This window comes from Streptomyces sp. RKAG293 (assembly GCF_023701745.1).
GTDB lineage: Bacteria > Actinomycetota > Actinomycetes > Streptomycetales > Streptomycetaceae > Actinacidiphila.
This window is the reverse complement of the sequence record NZ_JAJOZB010000001.1, coordinates 5,355,086-5,371,608: the sequence shown is the minus strand read 5'-3', so window position 1 is coordinate 5,371,608 and position 16,523 is coordinate 5,355,086. Positions and strand designations below refer to the sequence as shown.

At 67.4% G+C, this 16,523-nt stretch carries 25 protein-coding genes; 2 read left to right on the top strand and 23 right to left on the bottom strand.

Annotation, left to right across the window (positions count from 1 at the left end):
- Window positions 1–163: 163 nt before the first annotated feature.
- The 21 genes from rplO to rpsJ form a co-directional block, all read right to left on the bottom strand.
- The gene (gene rplO, locus LNW72_RS24085; protein WP_138352912.1) at window positions 164–628 is read right to left on the bottom strand and encodes a 50S ribosomal protein L15; all 465 of its coding nucleotides are present in this window, start codon (window positions 626–628) and stop codon (window positions 164–166) included.
- A gap of 1 nt (window position 629) precedes the next feature.
- Entirely contained in the window at window positions 630–812 is a 183-nt protein-coding gene (gene rpmD, locus LNW72_RS24080; protein ID WP_138352911.1) for a 50S ribosomal protein L30, read from the bottom strand.
- Window positions 812–1,414 carry a 30S ribosomal protein S5 gene (gene rpsE, locus LNW72_RS24075; protein ID WP_138352910.1) on the bottom strand — a complete coding sequence of 201 codons (603 nt, stop codon included), beginning with the start codon at window positions 1,412–1,414 and terminating at the stop codon, window positions 812–814. Before rpsE ends, rpmD begins: the two co-directional genes overlap by 1 nt.
- A gap of 43 nt (window positions 1,415–1,457) precedes the next feature.
- Complete coding sequence (gene rplR, locus LNW72_RS24070; RefSeq protein WP_138352909.1) at window positions 1,458–1,841, bottom strand: 50S ribosomal protein L18; 384 nt, start codon at window positions 1,839–1,841, stop codon at window positions 1,458–1,460.
- A gap of 2 nt (window positions 1,842–1,843) precedes the next feature.
- On the bottom strand, window positions 1,844–2,383 hold the full coding sequence (gene rplF / locus LNW72_RS24065; protein ID WP_138352908.1) for a 50S ribosomal protein L6: 540 nt from the start codon (window positions 2,381–2,383) through the stop codon (window positions 1,844–1,846).
- Window positions 2,384–2,404: 21 nt separating this feature from the next.
- A complete protein-coding gene (rpsH, locus tag LNW72_RS24060) occupies window positions 2,405–2,803 on the bottom strand; it encodes a 30S ribosomal protein S8 (protein ID WP_138352907.1) in 399 nt (132 codons plus the stop codon).
- 219 nt (window positions 2,804–3,022) lie between these two features.
- Window positions 3,023–3,208, bottom strand: coding sequence for a type Z 30S ribosomal protein S14 (locus LNW72_RS24055; protein ID WP_073492416.1), 186 nt, complete (start codon window positions 3,206–3,208; stop codon window positions 3,023–3,025).
- Window positions 3,209–3,210: 2 nt separating this feature from the next.
- Window positions 3,211–3,768 (bottom strand): 50S ribosomal protein L5, encoded by a 558-nt coding sequence (gene rplE, locus LNW72_RS24050; protein ID WP_138352906.1) that lies wholly within the window; start codon window positions 3,766–3,768, stop codon window positions 3,211–3,213.
- The gene (gene rplX, locus LNW72_RS24045) at window positions 3,768–4,091 is read right to left on the bottom strand and encodes a 50S ribosomal protein L24 (RefSeq protein WP_138352905.1); all 324 of its coding nucleotides are present in this window, start codon (window positions 4,089–4,091) and stop codon (window positions 3,768–3,770) included. Before rplX ends, rplE begins: the two co-directional genes overlap by 1 nt.
- Window positions 4,092–4,094: 3 nt before the next feature.
- On the bottom strand, window positions 4,095–4,463 hold the full coding sequence (rplN, locus tag LNW72_RS24040) for a 50S ribosomal protein L14 (protein WP_073492414.1): 369 nt from the start codon (window positions 4,461–4,463) through the stop codon (window positions 4,095–4,097).
- Between the two features lie 106 nt (window positions 4,464–4,569).
- Entirely contained in the window at window positions 4,570–4,854 is a 285-nt protein-coding gene (gene rpsQ, locus LNW72_RS24035; RefSeq protein WP_138352904.1) for a 30S ribosomal protein S17, read from the bottom strand.
- Window positions 4,854–5,081 (bottom strand): 50S ribosomal protein L29, encoded by a 228-nt coding sequence (gene rpmC / locus LNW72_RS24030; protein WP_138352903.1) that lies wholly within the window; start codon window positions 5,079–5,081, stop codon window positions 4,854–4,856. Before rpmC ends, rpsQ begins: the two co-directional genes overlap by 1 nt.
- Window positions 5,081–5,500, bottom strand: a complete 420-nt coding sequence (gene rplP, locus LNW72_RS24025) for a 50S ribosomal protein L16 (RefSeq protein WP_138352902.1) — start codon at window positions 5,498–5,500, stop codon at window positions 5,081–5,083. Before rplP ends, rpmC begins: the two co-directional genes overlap by 1 nt.
- 4 nt (window positions 5,501–5,504) lie before the next feature.
- On the bottom strand, window positions 5,505–6,344 hold the full coding sequence (gene rpsC, locus LNW72_RS24020; protein WP_138352901.1) for a 30S ribosomal protein S3: 840 nt from the start codon (window positions 6,342–6,344) through the stop codon (window positions 5,505–5,507).
- Window positions 6,344–6,691: a 50S ribosomal protein L22 gene (rplV, locus tag LNW72_RS24015; RefSeq protein WP_138352992.1), complete on the bottom strand. Its 348-nt coding sequence runs from the start codon at window positions 6,689–6,691 to the stop codon at window positions 6,344–6,346. The genes rpsC and rplV overlap by 1 nt, the downstream gene beginning before the upstream one ends.
- Window positions 6,692–6,734: 43 nt before the next feature.
- A complete protein-coding gene (rpsS, locus tag LNW72_RS24010) occupies window positions 6,735–7,016 on the bottom strand; it encodes a 30S ribosomal protein S19 (RefSeq protein WP_138352900.1) in 282 nt (93 codons plus the stop codon).
- 12 nt (window positions 7,017–7,028) lie between these two features.
- A complete protein-coding gene (rplB, locus tag LNW72_RS24005; protein WP_138352899.1) occupies window positions 7,029–7,865 on the bottom strand; it encodes a 50S ribosomal protein L2 in 837 nt (278 codons plus the stop codon).
- Window positions 7,866–7,904: 39 nt separating this feature from the next.
- A complete protein-coding gene (gene rplW / locus LNW72_RS24000; protein WP_250977274.1) occupies window positions 7,905–8,240 on the bottom strand; it encodes a 50S ribosomal protein L23 in 336 nt (111 codons plus the stop codon).
- The gene (gene rplD / locus LNW72_RS23995) at window positions 8,240–8,917 is read right to left on the bottom strand and encodes a 50S ribosomal protein L4 (protein ID WP_138352897.1); all 678 of its coding nucleotides are present in this window, start codon (window positions 8,915–8,917) and stop codon (window positions 8,240–8,242) included. The genes rplW and rplD overlap by 1 nt, the downstream gene beginning before the upstream one ends.
- A 4-nt stretch (window positions 8,918–8,921) precedes the next feature.
- Window positions 8,922–9,566 carry a 50S ribosomal protein L3 gene (gene rplC / locus LNW72_RS23990; protein WP_164297319.1) on the bottom strand — a complete coding sequence of 215 codons (645 nt, stop codon included), beginning with the start codon at window positions 9,564–9,566 and terminating at the stop codon, window positions 8,922–8,924.
- A gap of 13 nt (window positions 9,567–9,579) precedes the next feature.
- Window positions 9,580–9,888 (bottom strand): 30S ribosomal protein S10, encoded by a 309-nt coding sequence (gene rpsJ / locus LNW72_RS23985; RefSeq protein WP_138352895.1) that lies wholly within the window; start codon window positions 9,886–9,888, stop codon window positions 9,580–9,582.
- A 480-nt stretch (window positions 9,889–10,368) separates the two neighbouring features.
- Here rpsJ and LNW72_RS23980 point away from each other — a divergent pair, with 480 nt between their 5' ends.
- Window positions 10,369–11,949, top strand: coding sequence for a N,N-dimethylformamidase beta subunit family domain-containing protein (locus LNW72_RS23980; protein WP_250977273.1), 1,581 nt, complete (start codon window positions 10,369–10,371; stop codon window positions 11,947–11,949).
- Window positions 11,950–11,977: 28 nt separating this feature from the next.
- On the opposite strand, the gene LNW72_RS23975 is transcribed toward LNW72_RS23980, so the two are convergent.
- Both LNW72_RS23975 and LNW72_RS23970 read right to left on the bottom strand, forming a co-directional pair.
- Window positions 11,978–12,997, bottom strand: coding sequence for a hypothetical protein (locus LNW72_RS23975; protein WP_250977272.1), 1,020 nt, complete (start codon window positions 12,995–12,997; stop codon window positions 11,978–11,980).
- Window positions 12,994–14,292: an MFS transporter gene (locus LNW72_RS23970; RefSeq protein WP_250977271.1), complete on the bottom strand. Its 1,299-nt coding sequence runs from the start codon at window positions 14,290–14,292 to the stop codon at window positions 12,994–12,996. The genes LNW72_RS23975 and LNW72_RS23970 overlap by 4 nt, the downstream gene beginning before the upstream one ends.
- A gap of 129 nt (window positions 14,293–14,421) precedes the next feature.
- Between LNW72_RS23970 and LNW72_RS23965 the strand changes: the two genes are divergently transcribed.
- Window positions 14,422–16,515, top strand: coding sequence for a PIG-L family deacetylase (locus LNW72_RS23965; RefSeq protein ID WP_250977270.1), 2,094 nt, complete (start codon window positions 14,422–14,424; stop codon window positions 16,513–16,515).
- Window positions 16,516–16,523 lie beyond the last annotated feature (8 nt).

Here is a 16,523-nt window from a genome sequence, read left to right as displayed (position 1 = left end):
GTATGAAGCGCGTGTCTCCCCCAGTTGGCGATCGCCACCCGGTAGAGACACGACAGAGTCGTACTTGCGCGGTATGTCCTTGGGTGCCCGCTACCGAATCGGGCCCGTCCCTCCGAGGAGGAACGGGCCCGATTCAGTCGCTGTCAGCAGCAGTCGCCGAGACTCAGATGAGCTCGGTGACGGTGCCGCCGGCAGCAGCGATCTTCTCCTTGGCGGAGCCGGAGACGGCGTCAACCGAAACCTGCAGCGCCACGGTGATCTCGCCGGTGCCGAGCACCTTGACGAGCTGGTTCTTACGTACCGCGCCCTTGGCGACCAGATCGGCCACCGTGACCTCTCCACCCTCGGGGTAGAGGGCGGTGAGCTTGTCCAGGTTCACGACCTGGAACTCGACGCGGAACGGGTTCTTGAAGCCCTTGAGCTTCGGCAGGCGCATGTGGAGGGGCATCTGCCCACCCTCAAAGCGAGCCGGAACCTGGTAACGGGCCTTGGTGCCCTTGGTACCACGACCAGCGGTCTTACCCTTGGACGCCTCGCCACGACCCACACGGGTCTTGGCGGTCTTGGCACCCGGGGCGGGACGCAGGTTGTGGACCTTCAGCGGGTTCTGCGGGTTCTCAGCACCCATGTCAGTCAACCTCCTCGACCGTGACGAGGTGGCGGACGGTCTGGACCATTCCGCGAATCTCCGGACGGTCCTCCTTGACCACCACGTCGTTCAGGCGCTTGAGCCCGAGCGAACGCAGGGTGTCACGGTGGTTCTGCTTGCTACCGATGTAGGACTTGATCTGCGTGACCTTGAGGCGAGCCATCAGGCACCCACCCCGGCACGTGCACGCAGCAGAGCTGCGGGCGCGACGTCCTCCAGCGGCAGGCCACGACGGGCGGCGATCTCCTCGGGGCGCTGAAGGCCCTGAAGCGCGGCCACCGTGGCGTGCACGATGTTGATCGCGTTGTCCGAGCCGAGGCTCTTGGACAGCACGTCGTGGATACCGGCGCACTCGAGTACGGCGCGCACCGGGCCACCGGCGATAACACCGGTACCGGGGGAAGCAGGCTTGAGCAGAACGACGCCCGCGGCCTTCTCGCCCTGGATCGGGTGAGGAATGGTGCCCTGGATGCGGGGAACCTTGAAGAAGTTCTTCTTCGCTTCCTCGACACCCTTGGCGATGGCGGCCGGAACTTCCTTGGCCTTGCCATAACCGACACCGACGGTGCCGTCACCATCGCCCACCACGACCAGCGCGGTGAAGCTGAAGCGACGACCACCCTTGACTACCTTGGCGACGCGGTTGATCGCGACAACACGCTCGACGTAGGCGGTCTTCTCGGCCTGCTGGCCGTCCCGCCCAGACTTACGGTCACGCCGCTCGCCGCCACCGGCACCGCTGCCGCGGCGCTGGGGTCCAGCCATTGGAATTACCTCTCTTCGTTGATCCGCTAGCTGCGGGACGAACTCAGAACTCGAGTCCGGCTTCGCGGGCGGCGTCCGCAAGGGCGGCAATGCGCCCTGCGTACTGATTGCCGCCACGGTCGAATACGACAGTCTCAATACCCGCGGCCTTGGCACGCTCGGCCACGAGCTGGCCGACCTGCTTCGCCTTGGAGGACTTGTCGCCTTCGCCGCCACGGATGGACGGGTCGAGGGTCGACGCCGACGCGAGGGTGTGCCCCGCGAGGTCGTCGATGACCTGCGCCACGATGCCGCGGTTGGACCTGGTCACGACGAGACGCGGACGCGCCTCCGTGCCCGAGATCCGCTTGCGGACGCGGATGTGGCGACGCTTGAGAGCCGCGCCCTTGTAAGCCTTGCCCTTGGCGATTTTTACACCGTATGCCATGGCTACTTACCAGCCTTTCCGACCTTGCGGCGGATGACTTCGCCCGCGTACTTAACACCCTTGCCCTTGTACGGGTCGGGCTTCCGCAGCTTGCGGATGTTCGCGGCTACCTCGCCGACCTTCTGCTTGTCGATTCCCTCGACACTCAGCTTGGTCGGCGACTCCACCTTGAACGAGATGCCCTCCGGCGGCTCGATCACGACGGGGTGGCTGTAGCCCAGGGCGAACTCCAGATTGGAGCCCTTCGCCTGGACGCGGTAGCCGACGCCGTTGATCTCGAGCGCCTTGCTGTAACCCGCGGTCACGCCAGTGATCATGTTCGCCACCAGCGTGCGGGACAGGCCGTGCAGGGCCTTCGAAACACGCTCGTCGTTAGGACGCGACACGATGAGCGTGCCGGTCTCGTCCTTGGCGACATCGATCGGGGCAGCGACGGTGTGGGAGAGGGAACCCTTGGGGCCCTTCACCGAGACCGTACGGCCGTCGATGGTGACGTCCACGCCGGCGGGAACCGGGATGGGCAGCTTGCCGATGCGCGACATTGCAATGCCTCCTGTTCCCGATTACCAGACGTAGGCGAGGACTTCCCCACCTACGCCCTTCTTGCTGGCCTGCTGGCCGGTGAGGAGACCGTGGGACGTGGAGATGATCGCCACGCCCAGGCCGCCGAGCACCTTGGGCAGATTGGTGGACTTTGCGTAGACCCGAAGGCCCGGCTTGCTGATGCGCTTGATGCCGGCGATCGAGCGCTCACGGCTCGGACCGAACTTCAGCTCGAGGATGAGGTTCTTGCCAACCTCGGCATCCTCGACCTTCCAGCCGGTGATGTAACCCTCCTGCTGGAGGATCTCCGCGATGTGCGACTTGATCTTGCTGAACGGCATCACGACGTCATCGTGATACGCCGAGTTCGCATTACGCAGACGGGTCAGCATGTCTGCGATGGGGTCGGTCATGGTCATGAGTTGGCCCTAGGCCTCTCTCGCCGGGGTTTCCATTGCGCCATCCTTCTCCCCGAGCAATGTCGGGACGGGTGCGGCGCGGGGACCTACGGCGTAGTAAGTCGGTCATGGGCGCCAGGCGCCCAACCCCTCTACCTTACGGCAGCGGGAGCCGGGCTCCTGACGTCCAGATGCTTACCGAGAGTTCCTGGTCACCGGATTCCCCGAAGGGAACCGGATCTACCAGGAGCTCTTGGTCACGCCCGGCAGCTCGCCACGGTGAGCCATCTCACGAAGGCACACGCGGCAGAGGCCGAACTTGCGGTAGACAGAGTGCGGCCGGCCACAGCGCTGGCAGCGGTTGTAACCGCGCACAGCGAACTTGGGCTTGCGAGCGGCCTTAGCGATCAGAGCCTTCTTCGCCACGGTCACATCTCCTTGAACGGGAAGCCGAGGTGACGAAGCAGGGCACGACCCTCGTCGTCGTTGGTCGCCGTGGTAACCACGGTGATGTCCATGCCCCGGACCCGGTCGATCTTGTCCTGGTCGATCTCGTGGAACATGACCTGCTCCGTGAGACCGAAGGTGTAGTTGCCCCGGCCGTCGAACTGCTTCGGCGACAGGCCGCGGAAGTCACGGATACGCGGCAGTGCGAGTGACAGCACGCGGTCCAGGAACTCCCACATACGGTCACCGCGGAGGGTGACGTGGGCGCCGATCGGCTGGCCCTCACGCAGCTTGAACTGCGCGATGGACTTGCGGGCCTTGGTGACCTGCGGCTTCTGGCCGGTGATCGTGGCGAGGTCGCGAATCGCGCCCTCGATCAGCTTGGAGTCGCGGGCGGCGTCGCCCACACCCATGTTGACCACGATCTTGGTCAGACCCGGGATCTGCATGACGTTCTCGAAAGAGAACTCCTCGTGCAGCTTGCCCGAGATTTCCTCGCGGTAGCGCGTCTTCAGACGCGGCGTGGTGGTGGCAGTCATCAGATGTCCTCACCCGTCCGCTTGGCAACGCGGATCTTGTTGCCTTCGTCGTCGAAGCGGTAACCGACGCGGGTAACGACCTTCTTGCCGTCCTTCTCCACGATCAGCTGAACGTTGCTGATGTGAATCGGGGCCTCGGTCGTGATGATCCCACCGGTCTTGCTACCGCGGTCGGACTGGCCGGCCTTGGTGTGCTTCTTGACCCGGTTGACACCCTCGACGAGGACACGGCTCTCAGTGGGGTAGGCCACAATGACCTTGCCCTGCTTGCCGCGGTCCTTACCGGTGATGACCTGGACCAGGTCGCCCTTCTTGATCTTCATCGGTTACAGCACCTCCGGCGCGAGAGAAACGATCTTCATGAACTTCTTCTCGCGCAGCTCACGGCCCACCGGGCCGAAGATACGGGTGCCGCGGGGGTCGCCGTCGTTCTTCAGAATGACGGCGGCGTTCTCGTCGAACCGGATGTACGAGCCGTCTGCGCGACGGCGCTCCTTGACGGTCCGGACGATGACCGCCTTGACGACCTCGCCCTTCTTCACGTTGCCACCGGGGATCGCGTCCTTGACGGTGGCAACGATGACGTCACCGATTCCCGCGTAGCGGCGACCCGAACCACCGAGAACACGGATGCAAAGGATTTCCTTCGCACCAGTGTTGTCGGCGATCCGCAGTCGCGACTCCTGCTGGATCACGTCTATCTCCTGTTTGTCGCGTCGGTTCCCGGCGGGGGCTCCGTAAGTCGCCTTACGGAGCCCCGCCGAGCCTGACGGAACGGTCCTGAGGGGGAGCCCTCAGGGATTACTTGGCCTTCTCGAGGATCTCCACGACGCGCCAGCGCTTGGTGGCAGAGGTCGGCCGGGTCTCCATGAGGAGGACACGGTCGCCGATGCCGGCAGCGTTCTGCTCGTCGTGCGCCTTGAGCTTGTTGGTGCGCCGGATGACCTTGCCGTACAGGGCGTGCTTCACACGGTCCTCGACGGCGACCACTACGGTCTTGTCCATCTTGTCGCTGACCACAAGGCCCTCACGGGTCTTGCGGAAGCCGCGCTGCTCGGAGGTCTCAGTCACATTCTTCTCGCTCATCAGGCGCTCTCCACCGTCTCGATGCCCAGCTCGCGCTCGCGCATCAAGGTGTAGATCCGGGCGATGTCCTTGCGGACTACCTTGAGCCGGTTGTTGTTCTCGAGCTGTCCCGTGGCCGCTTGGAAGCGGAGGTTGAACAGCTCCTCCTTGGCTTCGCTCAGCTTGGCGAGGAGTTCCTCGTCGCCCAGCGTGCGCAGCTCGGTGGCCTTAGTGGTGCCGGCCGCCATCACGATTCACCTGCCTCGCGCCGCACAATGCGGCACTTCATCGGAAGCTTGTGGGCGGCGCGGGTGAGCGCCTCCTTGGCAACCTTCTCGTTCGGGAAGGACAGCTCGAACATCACCCGACCGGGCTTGACGTTCGCGATCCACCACTCCGGCGAACCCTTACCGGAACCCATGCGGGTCTCAGCAGGCTTCTTGGTCAGCGGACGGTCCGGGTAAATGTTGATCCAGACCTTGCCGCCGCGCTTGATGTGACGGGTGATGGAGATACGAGCGGACTCGATCTGCCGGTTCGTCACATAGGCCGGGGTAACAGCCTGCAGGCCGTACTCACCGAACGCGAGTTCGGTGCCGCCCTTGGCCATGCCCGAGCGCTTCGGGTGGTGCTGCTTGCGGTGCTTGACCCTGCGGGGGATCAGCATTGGGTCAGGCCTCCGTTCCGGGAGTGTCCGCAGCCGGAGCCTCGACAGCGGCGGGGGCCTCGGCCTTGGGAGCCGAACCGCCGTCCGTCTGGGGCTTACGGCCGCGGCCGCCGCGCTCGCCACCGCGGCGCTGCGGACGGTCGGTTCCACCGGCGCCGGGACCACGCGACGGGCGGTTGCCCGCACGGGCCGCGGCGTTGTCGGCGCGAACCTCTGCGATGTTCTTGACGTTGCCCTTGTAGATCCACACCTTCACACCGATGCGGCCGAAGGTGGTCTTGGCCTCGAAGAAGCCGTAGTCCACATTGGCGCGCAGGGTGTGCAGCGGCACACGGCCTTCGCGGTAGAACTCGGAGCGGGACATCTCGGCGCCGCCGAGACGGCCACCACACTGGATCTTGATGCCCTTGGCGCCGGCCTTCATGGTGCCCTGCATGCTCTTACGCATGGCACGACGGAAGGAGACACGCGAGGAGAGCTGCTCGGCGACGGCCTGGGCCACCAGCTGAGCGTCCATCTCGGGGTTCTTGACCTCGAGGATGTTCAGCTGCACCTGCTTGCCGGTCAGCTTCTCCAGGTCGCCGCGGATGCGGTCGGCCTCGGCACCACGACGGCCGATGACGATGCCGGGACGCGCGGTGTGGATGTCCACACGCACACGGTCACGGGTGCGCTCGATCTCAACCTTCGAGATGCCGGCGCGCTCCATGCCCTGCGTCATCATCTTGCGGATGGCGACGTCTTCCTTGACGTAGTCCTTGTACAGCTTGTCGGCGTACCAACGAGACTTGAAGTCCGTGGTAATTCCGAGCCGGAACCCGTACGGGTTAACCTTCTGGCCCATTACCGGGTCCCTTCCTTGCTGCTGACGACCACGGTGATGTGGCTGGTCCGCTTGCGGATCCGGTAGGCACGGCCCTGGGCACGCGGACGGAACCGCTTCAGGGTCGGACCTTCGTCGACATACGCCTCAGTGATGACGAGAGACTCGGCATCGGAGTGGTCGTAGTTGTGCGCGGCGTTGGCAATGGCGCTGTCAAGCACCTTGCCTACCGGCACGCTCGCGGCCTGCGGGGCGAAACGCAGGACCGCCTGAGCCTCCGTGGCATTCATGCCACGGATGAGGTCCACCACGCGGCGGGCCTTCATGGGCGTGACGCGGATGTACCGCGCCTGGGCCCTGGCTTCCATGGTTGTCCCTTCGGTGTCAGTCATAGTCTTCGCACTCCGCCGATCAGCGACGCTTCGTCTTGCGGTCGTCCTTGACGTGGCCGCGGAACGTGCGGGTCGGCGAGAATTCGCCGAGCTTGTGGCCGACCATGGACTCGGTGACGAACACCGGGACGTGGATCTTGCCGTTGTGCACCGCGATCGTGTGGCCCAGCATCGCCGGAATGATCATGGAGCGGCGGGACCAGGTCTTGATGACGTTGTGGGTGCCTGCCTCGTTCTGTACGTCCACCTTCTTGATGAGGTGGTCGTCGACGAAGGGCCCCTTCTTGAGACTGCGCGGCATCTAAACCTGCTCCTAGCGCTTCTTGTTCGTCTTGCGGCGGCGGACGATGTACTTGCTGCTTGCCTTCTTCGGCGAGCGAGTACGACCCTCCTTCTGACCCCACGGGGAGACCGGGTGGCGACCACCGGAGGTCTTACCCTCACCACCACCGTGCGGGTGGTCGACAGGGTTCATCGCGACACCGCGGACGGTCGGGCGGACGCCCTTCCAGCGCATACGGCCGGCCTTGCCCCAGTTGATGTTCGACTGCTCGGCGTTGCCGACCTCGCCAACAGTGGCGCGGCAGCGGACGTCGACCAGGCGGACCTCACCGGACGGCATACGAAGGGTGGCCATGGAGCCCTCCTTCGCCAGCAGCTGGACCGAAGCACCCGCGGAACGGGAGATCTTCGCGCCGCCGCCGGGACGCAGCTCGATAGCGTGGATGGTCGTACCCACCGGGATGTTGCGCAGCGGGAGGTTGTTGCCCGGCTTGATGTCGGCCGTGGGGCCGTTCTCAACCCGGTCGCCCTGGCTCAGCTTGGCCGGGGCAATGATGTAGCGCTTCTCGCCGTCTGCGTAGTGCAGCAGCGCGATGCGTGCGGTGCGGTTCGGGTCGTACTCAATGTGAGCGACCTTCGCCGGAACGCCGTCCTTGTCATGACGACGGAAGTCGATGACTCGGTAAGCACGCTTGTGACCGCCACCCTGGTGGCGAACAGTGATGCGACCCGAGCTGTTACGCCCGCCCTTGCTGTGCAGGGGGCGGACCAGCGACTTCTCCGGCGTGGACCGCGTGATCTCGACGAAGTCGGCGACGCTGGAGCCACGACGGCCCGGCGTCGTCGGCTTGTACTTGCGGATACCCATTTCTCAGTCCTCGTCCGATATCGGACGACACGGACTCCGTTAGGAGACCGGGCCGCCGAAGATGTCGATTCGGTCGCCCTCAGCGAGGGTCACGATGGCGCGCTTGGTGTCCTTGCGCTTGCCGAAACCGGTCTTGGTGCGCTTGCGCTTACCCTGCCGGTTGATCGTGTTGACCCCGGTGACCTTGACCGAGAAGACCGCCTCGACGGCCTGCTTGATCTGGGTCTTATTGCTGCCCGGCGCGACGATGAACGTGTACTTGTTCTCGTCTAGGAGCGCGTAGCTCTTCTCGGAAACCACCGGCTTGACCAGGATGTCACGGGGATCCGTGAAGGTCTTGCTGGTGACGACCGCGGCGATCTTGGTCTCACTCATCAGGCGTCGTTCCCTTCGAGCTCATCCTCGGAGGCAACGGCCTTGGCGGACGCGGCGGGACCCGCCACGAAACGCTCGAAGGCATCCTTCGTGAAGACCACTTCGTCGGAGACGAGCACGTCGTAGGTGTTCAGCTGACCGGCTTCCAGGATGTGTACCTGGGGCAGGTTTCGGGCGGACAGCCACGCGGCCTCGTCAGCGCGCTCGACGACCAGGAGCACGTTCTTACGCTCCGAGATCTTGCCGAACAGCGTCTTGGCGGACTTCGTGGAAGGCGTCGTGCCCTCGATCACGCCGGAAACGACGTGAATGCGGGAGTGACGCGCCCGGTCGGTCAGGGCGCCGAGGAGGGCGGCCCGGATCATCTTCTTCGGCGTCCGCTGGGAGTAGTCACGCGGCTTCGGACCGTGGACGACGCCACCGCCCGCGAACTGCGGAGCGCGGGTCGAACCCTGGCGGGCGCGGCCGGTGCCCTTCTGGCGGTAAGGCTTGCGCCCACCACCGCGGACCTCGCCGCGACGCTTGGTGCTGTGCGTGCCCTGGCGGGCGGCAGCGAGCTGCGCCACGACGACCTGGTGGATCAGCGGAATGCTGACCTTGGCGTCGAAGATCTCGGCGGGAAGCTCAAGGCTCCCGGTCTTGTCGCCCGCGGGCGACAGGATGTCAATGGTGCTCATATCCTCAAGCCCCCTTGGCCGCGGTACGGACCAGGATGAGGCCGCCGTTCGGACCAGGTACCGCTCCCTTGATGAGGAGCAGGCCCTTCTCCGCGTCAACGGCGTGGACGGTCAGATTCTGTGTGGTCACACGCTCTCCACCCATCCGGCCGGCCATCTTCATGCCCTTGAAGACACGACCCGGGGTGGCACAGCCACCGATGGAGCCGGGGGAACGGTGCTTGCGCTGAACGCCGTGACCGGCGCCGAGACCCTTGAAGTTGTGACGCTTCATGACACCGGCGAAACCCTTGCCCTTGCTGGTGCCGGTCACATCGACCTTGACACCGGACTCGAAGGTCGCAGCGGTGATCTCCTGGCCCAGCGTGTACTCGCTGGCGTCAGGCGTACGAAGCTCCACCAGGTGGCGGCGCGGGGTTACGTCGGCCTTGGCGAAGTGACCCTTGAGGGGCTTGTTCACCTTGCGCGGGTCAATCTCGCCGAAGGCGATCTGAACCGACTCGTAGCCGTCGACGTCGTTGGTGCGGACCTGGGTCACGACACACGGGCCGGCCTTGATGACGGTCACCGGCACAATGCGGTTGTTCTCGTCCCAGACCTGCGTCATGCCGAGCTTCTCGCCCAGGACGCCCTTAATGCTCTTAGCCATCTCGCGCGTCACCTCAGAGCTTGATCTCGATGTCGACGCCAGCCGGGAGGTCGAGACGCATCAGCGAGTCAACCGTCTTCGGCGTGGGGTCGAGAATGTCGATGAGCCGCTTGTGGGTGCGCATCTCGAAGTGCTCGCGCGCATCCTTGTACTTGTGCGGCGACTTGATGACGCAGTACACGTTCTTCTCAGTGGGCAGCGGCACCGGGCCTGCGACGTGCGCACCAGTACGCGTCACCGTTTCGACGATCTTCTTCGCCGACGAATCGATGACCTCGTGGTCGTACGCCTTGAGCCGGATGCGGATCTTCTGTCCCGCCATGGCTACTCCGTAGTCCTTTGTCTCGTAACGCTCTGGAACCCGGCAGGTACTGACTCTCCGCCGACCCACGCGGTCGGGCGTGTCGCACCCCTTCTCATAAATTTCCGCAAGCGGAAATCCCTCGGAGAAGGAAGCGCGGCGCTCTGACCGCAGGATGTGGTGAAAAATCCCACCGGGTGCCTGATCGGAACCGCACTAACGCTTCCCGGAAGATTCCCGTACGTCCGTCAGACCACCAAGAGGCGGATCATGACGACGAGTACTGTGGGACTCGCTTCCGGTCCTCCCGACGGGAGGCGCGCAGCATCGGCGCTCGACCGAGCAACTTGGCTAGTGTGCCATATGGGGCACACTCCACGCCAATCGAGCCGGTGACAGTACCACCTGGGCGGGCGGAGCAACCAAAGGCTCCCCCGGACGGTCCTCATCTGCGGAGTTCCCTGACATGGCGGGGACCCGTCGGACGAGAAAGAGTGTTCGTTGAAGAGGCTGCCCCGTCTGGTACTGCTCACGGTCGTCCTCGCGCTGTTCGCCGGCGCGTGCGGCACCCCCGGCGACGGCCCGGTGACCCCGCCCGCCAGGACCCCCAAGGCCGCACCGCCGCTCGACATGGACACCTGGTCGGTGACGGAGGAGAACCGGCGGCCCGGCAGCACCGGTTGGCGGCTGCGCGACCCGGGACCGTCCGACGCGATCGAGGGGTACGCCGACCATGTCAGCGTCACCTCAGGAGAATCGTTTCGGCTGTTCGTCTCCACCACCGCGAAGAGCTTCCACGTCGAGGCGTACCGGATGGGCTGGTACCAGGGGAAGCAGGGCCGCAAGGTCTGGTCGTCGGCCGCTCAGCACGGCGAGCGGCAGGCGGGCCCGAAGACGGTGCCCGGCATATACCTGATCAGCGCGCCCTGGAAGCCGTCCCTGACGGTGAACACCGAGAACTGGCCGCAGGGCAGCTATCTGCTGAAGCTCGTCTCCAGCCAGGGCCACGACCGCTGGGTGACGCTGACGATCCGCTCCACCTCCACCGTCGGCCGCACCGTGTTCGTGAACGCCGTCACCACCTGGGCCGCGTACAACAAGTGGGGTGGCGGCACCAACGTCTACGGCGACTCCCGCGGCACCTCGGGACCCGGCTACGCCAAGCGCTCGCGCAAGGCCAGCTTCGACCGGCCGTACGACGGCAAGGGCTCGCCCTTCAACTGGTACGAGCTGCCGATGCTCAGCATCGCGGAGCGGATGGGCATACCGCTCGCCTACGAGACCGACACCGACCTCGACAACTCGGCCGAGCTGTTCCGCGGCGCCCGCTCGGTGATCTTCCCCGGGCACGACGAGTACTGGTCGGCGGGGATGCGCGACAACACCCTCAAGATCCGCGACGCCGGCGTGAACATCGCCTTCTTCTCTTCCAACGCCGCCTACCGGCACATACGGCTGGAGCCCAGCTCGCTGGGCAAGGACCGCGTGGTGGTGGTCTACAAGGATCCGTCGGAGGACCCGATGATCCTCAAGGACCCCAGCCAGGCCACCCAGCAGTGGCGGCTGCCGCCCGACCCGCGCCCGGAGAGCGTCCTCACCGGCGTGCTGTACGAGTGCAACCCGGTCTACGCGCCGTTCGTCGTCACCGACCCGGACGCGTGGATGTTCCGCGGCACCGGCGCCAAGGCCGGCAGCAAGTACATCGGGCTGGTCGGCGTGGAGTCGGACCGGCTGATGGCCGGCGTCCCGGTGCCGCGCCCGATCCAGGTCGTCGGGGACTCCCCGCTGACCTGCCGCGGCGCGAAGACCCGGGCCAACGCCGCCTACTACACGGTGCCTTCGGGCGCCGGGGTCTTCGCCACCGGCACCATGAGCTGGGCCTGCAGCGTCTACGGCAACACCGGCTGCCGGGACCAGGGCGGCGAGCAGCGGGTGCCCGAGGCGTCCGGGGAGTTCGCCCGCCAGGTCTCCGAGAACATCCTGCGGGTCTTCGCCGCCGGGCCCGCCGGCCGCACGTACCCGGCGCGGGACAACTACGCCCGGTACGTCTCACCGCCCAGCACGATGTCCTTCGCCCACTAGAGCCCCGCTCCGGCCGGGCGGGGAGCGCTCAGCGCACCACGCTCGGCCCGTAGGCGCCCGACACCATCAGCTGCGGCCGGCCCGAACCGTCCGCGGGCTGCTTCCACACGTCGAAGGCGCTGCTGCCGGTCGGCAGGGAGTAGGCGATGGTGCGGTCGTCCAGCCAGTCGCCCTGGTCGTCCACGCTGCGGGTCTCGGCGAGCGCCGTCTCCCGCAGGGTCGCCAGGTCCAGCACGTACAGCCGCCAGGGCTTGGACGGGTCGTCGGAGACCTTCTTCTTGAAGACCAGCCGGGTGCCGTCAGGGGAGAGCGACGGGCACTCCACGTTCTGCCGCAGCACGGTCATCGTGCGGGCCGCGAAGTCGCCGCGGACCAGGAACGTGCCACCGCTGGAGGAGCTGCCCAGCGTCGCGTAGAAGGTGTTGTCGTCCTTCAGGAACGACACCCCCCAGAAGTTCCGGTCCGGCGGTGTGAAGTCCTTGCCGTCCCGGCGGACCTCGAACGTCTCCAGGGACGGCACCAGCGTGTCGGTGCGCGAGTCGTAGATGCCGGTGCGGGTGGAGAAGCCGGCCGAGGTGTACGAGTCCCCGTAGACGAACGCCGTCCAGGCCGCCATCCGGCCGTCGGCGGAGAGCCGGGCGCGGCTGGGCAGGCCGGGCAGCTGGATCCGCTTGAGCAGCTTCATACCGCTGTCGCGCAGCTCCGCGTAGTGGTGCACGACCAGGCCGTTCTGGCCGGCCAGACAGAGCAGCCGGCCGGCCGCCGCGTAACTGCGCTCACAGGCCTGTGTGTCGACCTTCCGGCCGCTGCCGGGGCTGCCGATCGGCACCTCGGCCAGCCGGCCGAAACCGGGGCCCTTGGCGGTGTCGCGGAATATCAGCCGGGCGCTGCCGCCCGGGGCGAGGTCGACGGCTCCGGCGACCGGGCGCACCCCCTCGCCGCCCTCGGCGCGGGCCTTGTCGCGCTGCAGGGCGTACACGGTGTACCCGATGGCCACCGAGGCCAGCACGGCCACGCACACCGCGAAGACTATGATCCGGTTCTTCATACGTCGGCCACCTCGGGGCCGTGGGCGGCACCCGGCCGCAGCAGCACCATGCACAGCAGCACGGCGGCCGTCAGAGCGACGGTGAATCCTTGAATGGTGTTCTCCGGGCCCCAGCGCATCCAGGCGGCGCCGAACGCCACGGAGGAGACGGAACGGCCCAGGGTCTGGGTGGTCTGCAGCACGGACAGCCCGCTGGTGCGCAGCTCCTCGGGGATCAGCGGCCCGGCGTGCGCCATCAGGACGCCGTCGGTCGCCGCGTAGAACAGCCCGTGCAGGGCCAGGACGACGAGGATCAGGGCGGTGCCCCGCAGGTCCAGGACGCCGCCGATCAGCAGATAGGCGGCGATCAGGCAGGCGTGCCCGGCCAGGAAGATCTTCCAGCGGCCGATCCGGTCGGCCAGCCCGCCCAGCGGCACCGCCGCCAGCAGGTAGACGCCGGTCGTGCCCAGCGGCAGCAGCGGGAACCAGGAGATCGCCAGGTCGGTGCGGTTCTGCAGCGCCAGGTAGACGAACGCGTCGGACACCGTCGCCAGGCCGAGCAGGCAGGCCCCGATGCAGGCCCGCCGGAACGACGCGTTGCCGAGCATCCCCAGCCCGGCGCGCAGCGAGACCGCGACCCGGGCGGTCTTCTTCCGCGTGAACGGATCCCGGACGAACAGCGCGAGGGCCACCACGCCGATCGCGCCGATGCAGAAGCTCACCACGAACACGGCGTCGTACGCGGTGCCCAGCGAGGTGCTCATCATCGACATCAGGGCGAAGGCGATGACCGGGCCGATGAAGGCGCCGACGGTGTCCATCGCCCGGTGCACGCCGAACGCCCGGCCCTGCGACTCCGGCGGGGTGGACAGCGAGATCAGCGCGTCACGCGGGGCGGTTCTGATCCCCTTGCCCGCCCGGTCGACGGCCATCATCATCCCGATGCCCGGCACCGAGGAGCCCACCAGGGGGAATCCCAGCTTGGTCACCGCCGACATGAGGTAGCCGGAGCCCGCCACGGCCTTGCGTGCGGTGAACTTGTCCGCGAGATAGCCGCCGACGATCCGCAGCAGCGCCGTCGACCCCGAGTACACGCCGTCCAGGAAGCCGAACTGCAGCATGCTCAGACCGAGTCCGGTGACCAGGTACACGGGAAGGACCGCGGTGACCATCTCCGAGGAGATGTCGGTGATCAGGCTCGTCATCCCGAGCGCGAAGACGTTCGCCGACACCAGACCGCGCAGTCCCCGGCGGCGGCCCGGCCGTTCGCCCTCGGACCGGGCCTTGTCGCTGGCCCGGGTCTCCGACAGATACACGCATCGCTCCCTTAACGCCCTGGTAACCCGACGGACCACCCTAGGTCAGCCGGCGTGCAGGTTTTCGCACGCAACCTCGGAGCCGTCCGAACGCTCCTATCTGTTGTGAGCGTCTCTACGAGGCGAAGGTTGTCCCGCAGGGAACTACTTGTCGCCACAGCCATAGCAACCGCGGCCGCCGCGGCCGGCTGCACCAGCACGCCGTCCGACGCGAAACCGGTCACCGGTTCCGACCCGAGCGCCGTCCAGGCCTACCGGCCCGGCGCCAAGCCGCTGCTCCTCCAGGTCCTCGCGCACCCGGACGACGACCTGTACTTCATGAACCCCGACACCCTGCACGCCGTGCGGAGCGGCGTGCCGGTGGTCTCGGTCTACGTGACGGCCGGCGAATCCGTGGGCGTGAACCACGCGCCGCGCACCCCCACGCCCAAAGCCAACCGGCAGGCGTACTCCTCCGCCCGCCACCAGGGGCTGCGCCAGGCGTACGCGACCATGCTCGGCCTCGACAAGTTCACTCCGTGGCGCCATTCCGCGCTGCGGCTCACCGGCGGTCTCACCGTCGAGCTCGACCAGCTGGCGAACGGCGAGCGCCGGGCCGATCTGGTCTTCGTGAACCTGTCGATGGGTGAGGGGAACCCGAACCTGATGGGACTCCCCCACCTCTGGGCGGTCCCCGGCATCACCCTGGACACCGTGGTGGCCACCGGCTCCCCCGTCGCACGGTCCACCAAGGTGAGCCACCGGACCCTGGTGGACTCGCTGGCCGCGCTGCTGGAGCGCTACCAGCCGACCCTCGTACAGACCCTGGACCCCGATCCCGACATCCAGGTGCACGACGCGGCCCACCACCAGAACAGCGACCAGAACGGCTACTCCGACCACCGCGACCACACACCCGCCGCGCTCTTCGCCTGGAAGGCGCTCGCCCAGTGGGTGGCCGACAGCGCCGAGGCGGACGGCGACGTGCCGCGGTTCGTGACCACCGCCTACCGCGGGTACTACAACCAGCGCTGGCCCCGCAATCTCCCGCAGTCCGTGGTCCGGGAGAAGAACCAGTACCTCCTCCCGTACGGCGGGGATCCGGACTGGGACTGCGGCAACGACGCCGGCTGCGGGGACTACGGCGTCGGCCAGAACACCCCGCTCACCAATCCGAAGGGCTGGGTGCGTTCCACCCACTACCGCTACTCCGGCGCCCGGCCCGCGGCGTTCGCCGGCGCCGACGGCCGGCTGGAGGCGTTCAGCGTGCTCGGCACCCGGGCCGTGCGCTGGCAGGAGAGCGCCGCCGGCAGCGGCCAGTGGAGCGATCCCCAGGACCTCGGCGGCGGGCCGCTGGCCCCCGCTCTGGCCGCCGTGAAGGACAGCACGGGCCGCCGGCTGCTCTTCGCCCTGCGGTTCTCCTCCCTGCAGGGCCAGGGCGGGCACAACTCACGCGAGATCGTCCTGCTGGAACAGAGCTCCCCCGACGGCGCGTTCCGGGCCTGGACCGGCATGGGCAACCCCGAGCGCACCGAGGACAACGGCCGCCGGATCGGCTGCCCGGTCGCGATGGCCACCCCCGACGGGCGGGTCCACCTCTTCGTCCGCAGCGCCGCCAAGGGCGTCTGGACCAAGGTCAGGGAGCCCGACGGGAAGTGGGGCGCCTGGCGCGACCTCGGCGGCGACGAGGTGCAGGACGGCCTGGCGGTGGTGCTCGACGGCCGGGCCCGGATCCACGTCTTCGCCGCCGGCCGCGACACCGTCCACCACTGGACGCAGCCCGCGCCCGGACAGCCGATGGCGTTCCAGGCGCTGAAGGGCATGCCGCAGCCCGGCGAGCCCCCGTCCGCGGCGCTCGCCCCCGACGGCTCCCTCACGGTCGCCTACCGGCGGCCGGTGACCGGGGAGTTGGTGCTGCGCACCGTCGACGGCACCGCGTCACGGGACAGCGTGCTGACCCCCGCCCAGCTGAGCGGGTACGGCGGCTACGCCGACGTCGCGGTCGGCGCCGCGCCGGCCCGCAGCGGGCACCGCGGCCTGCTGCTGCTCGGCAAGGAGCTCGACGGCACCGTCAAGCTCGTGGACACCACGCAGCCCGGCCGGCCGCTCAAGCGGCCGCCCTTCGCGCTCCCGGTCGGCACCCCCACGCTGCTGCACGGCCCCGACGGCCGGGCGTACGTCGTCGGCCTGGACTTCGCCGCGACCCCATGGGTCTGGCGGGCCGGGACGGAGTCCACGGCGTAGCCGCGGGG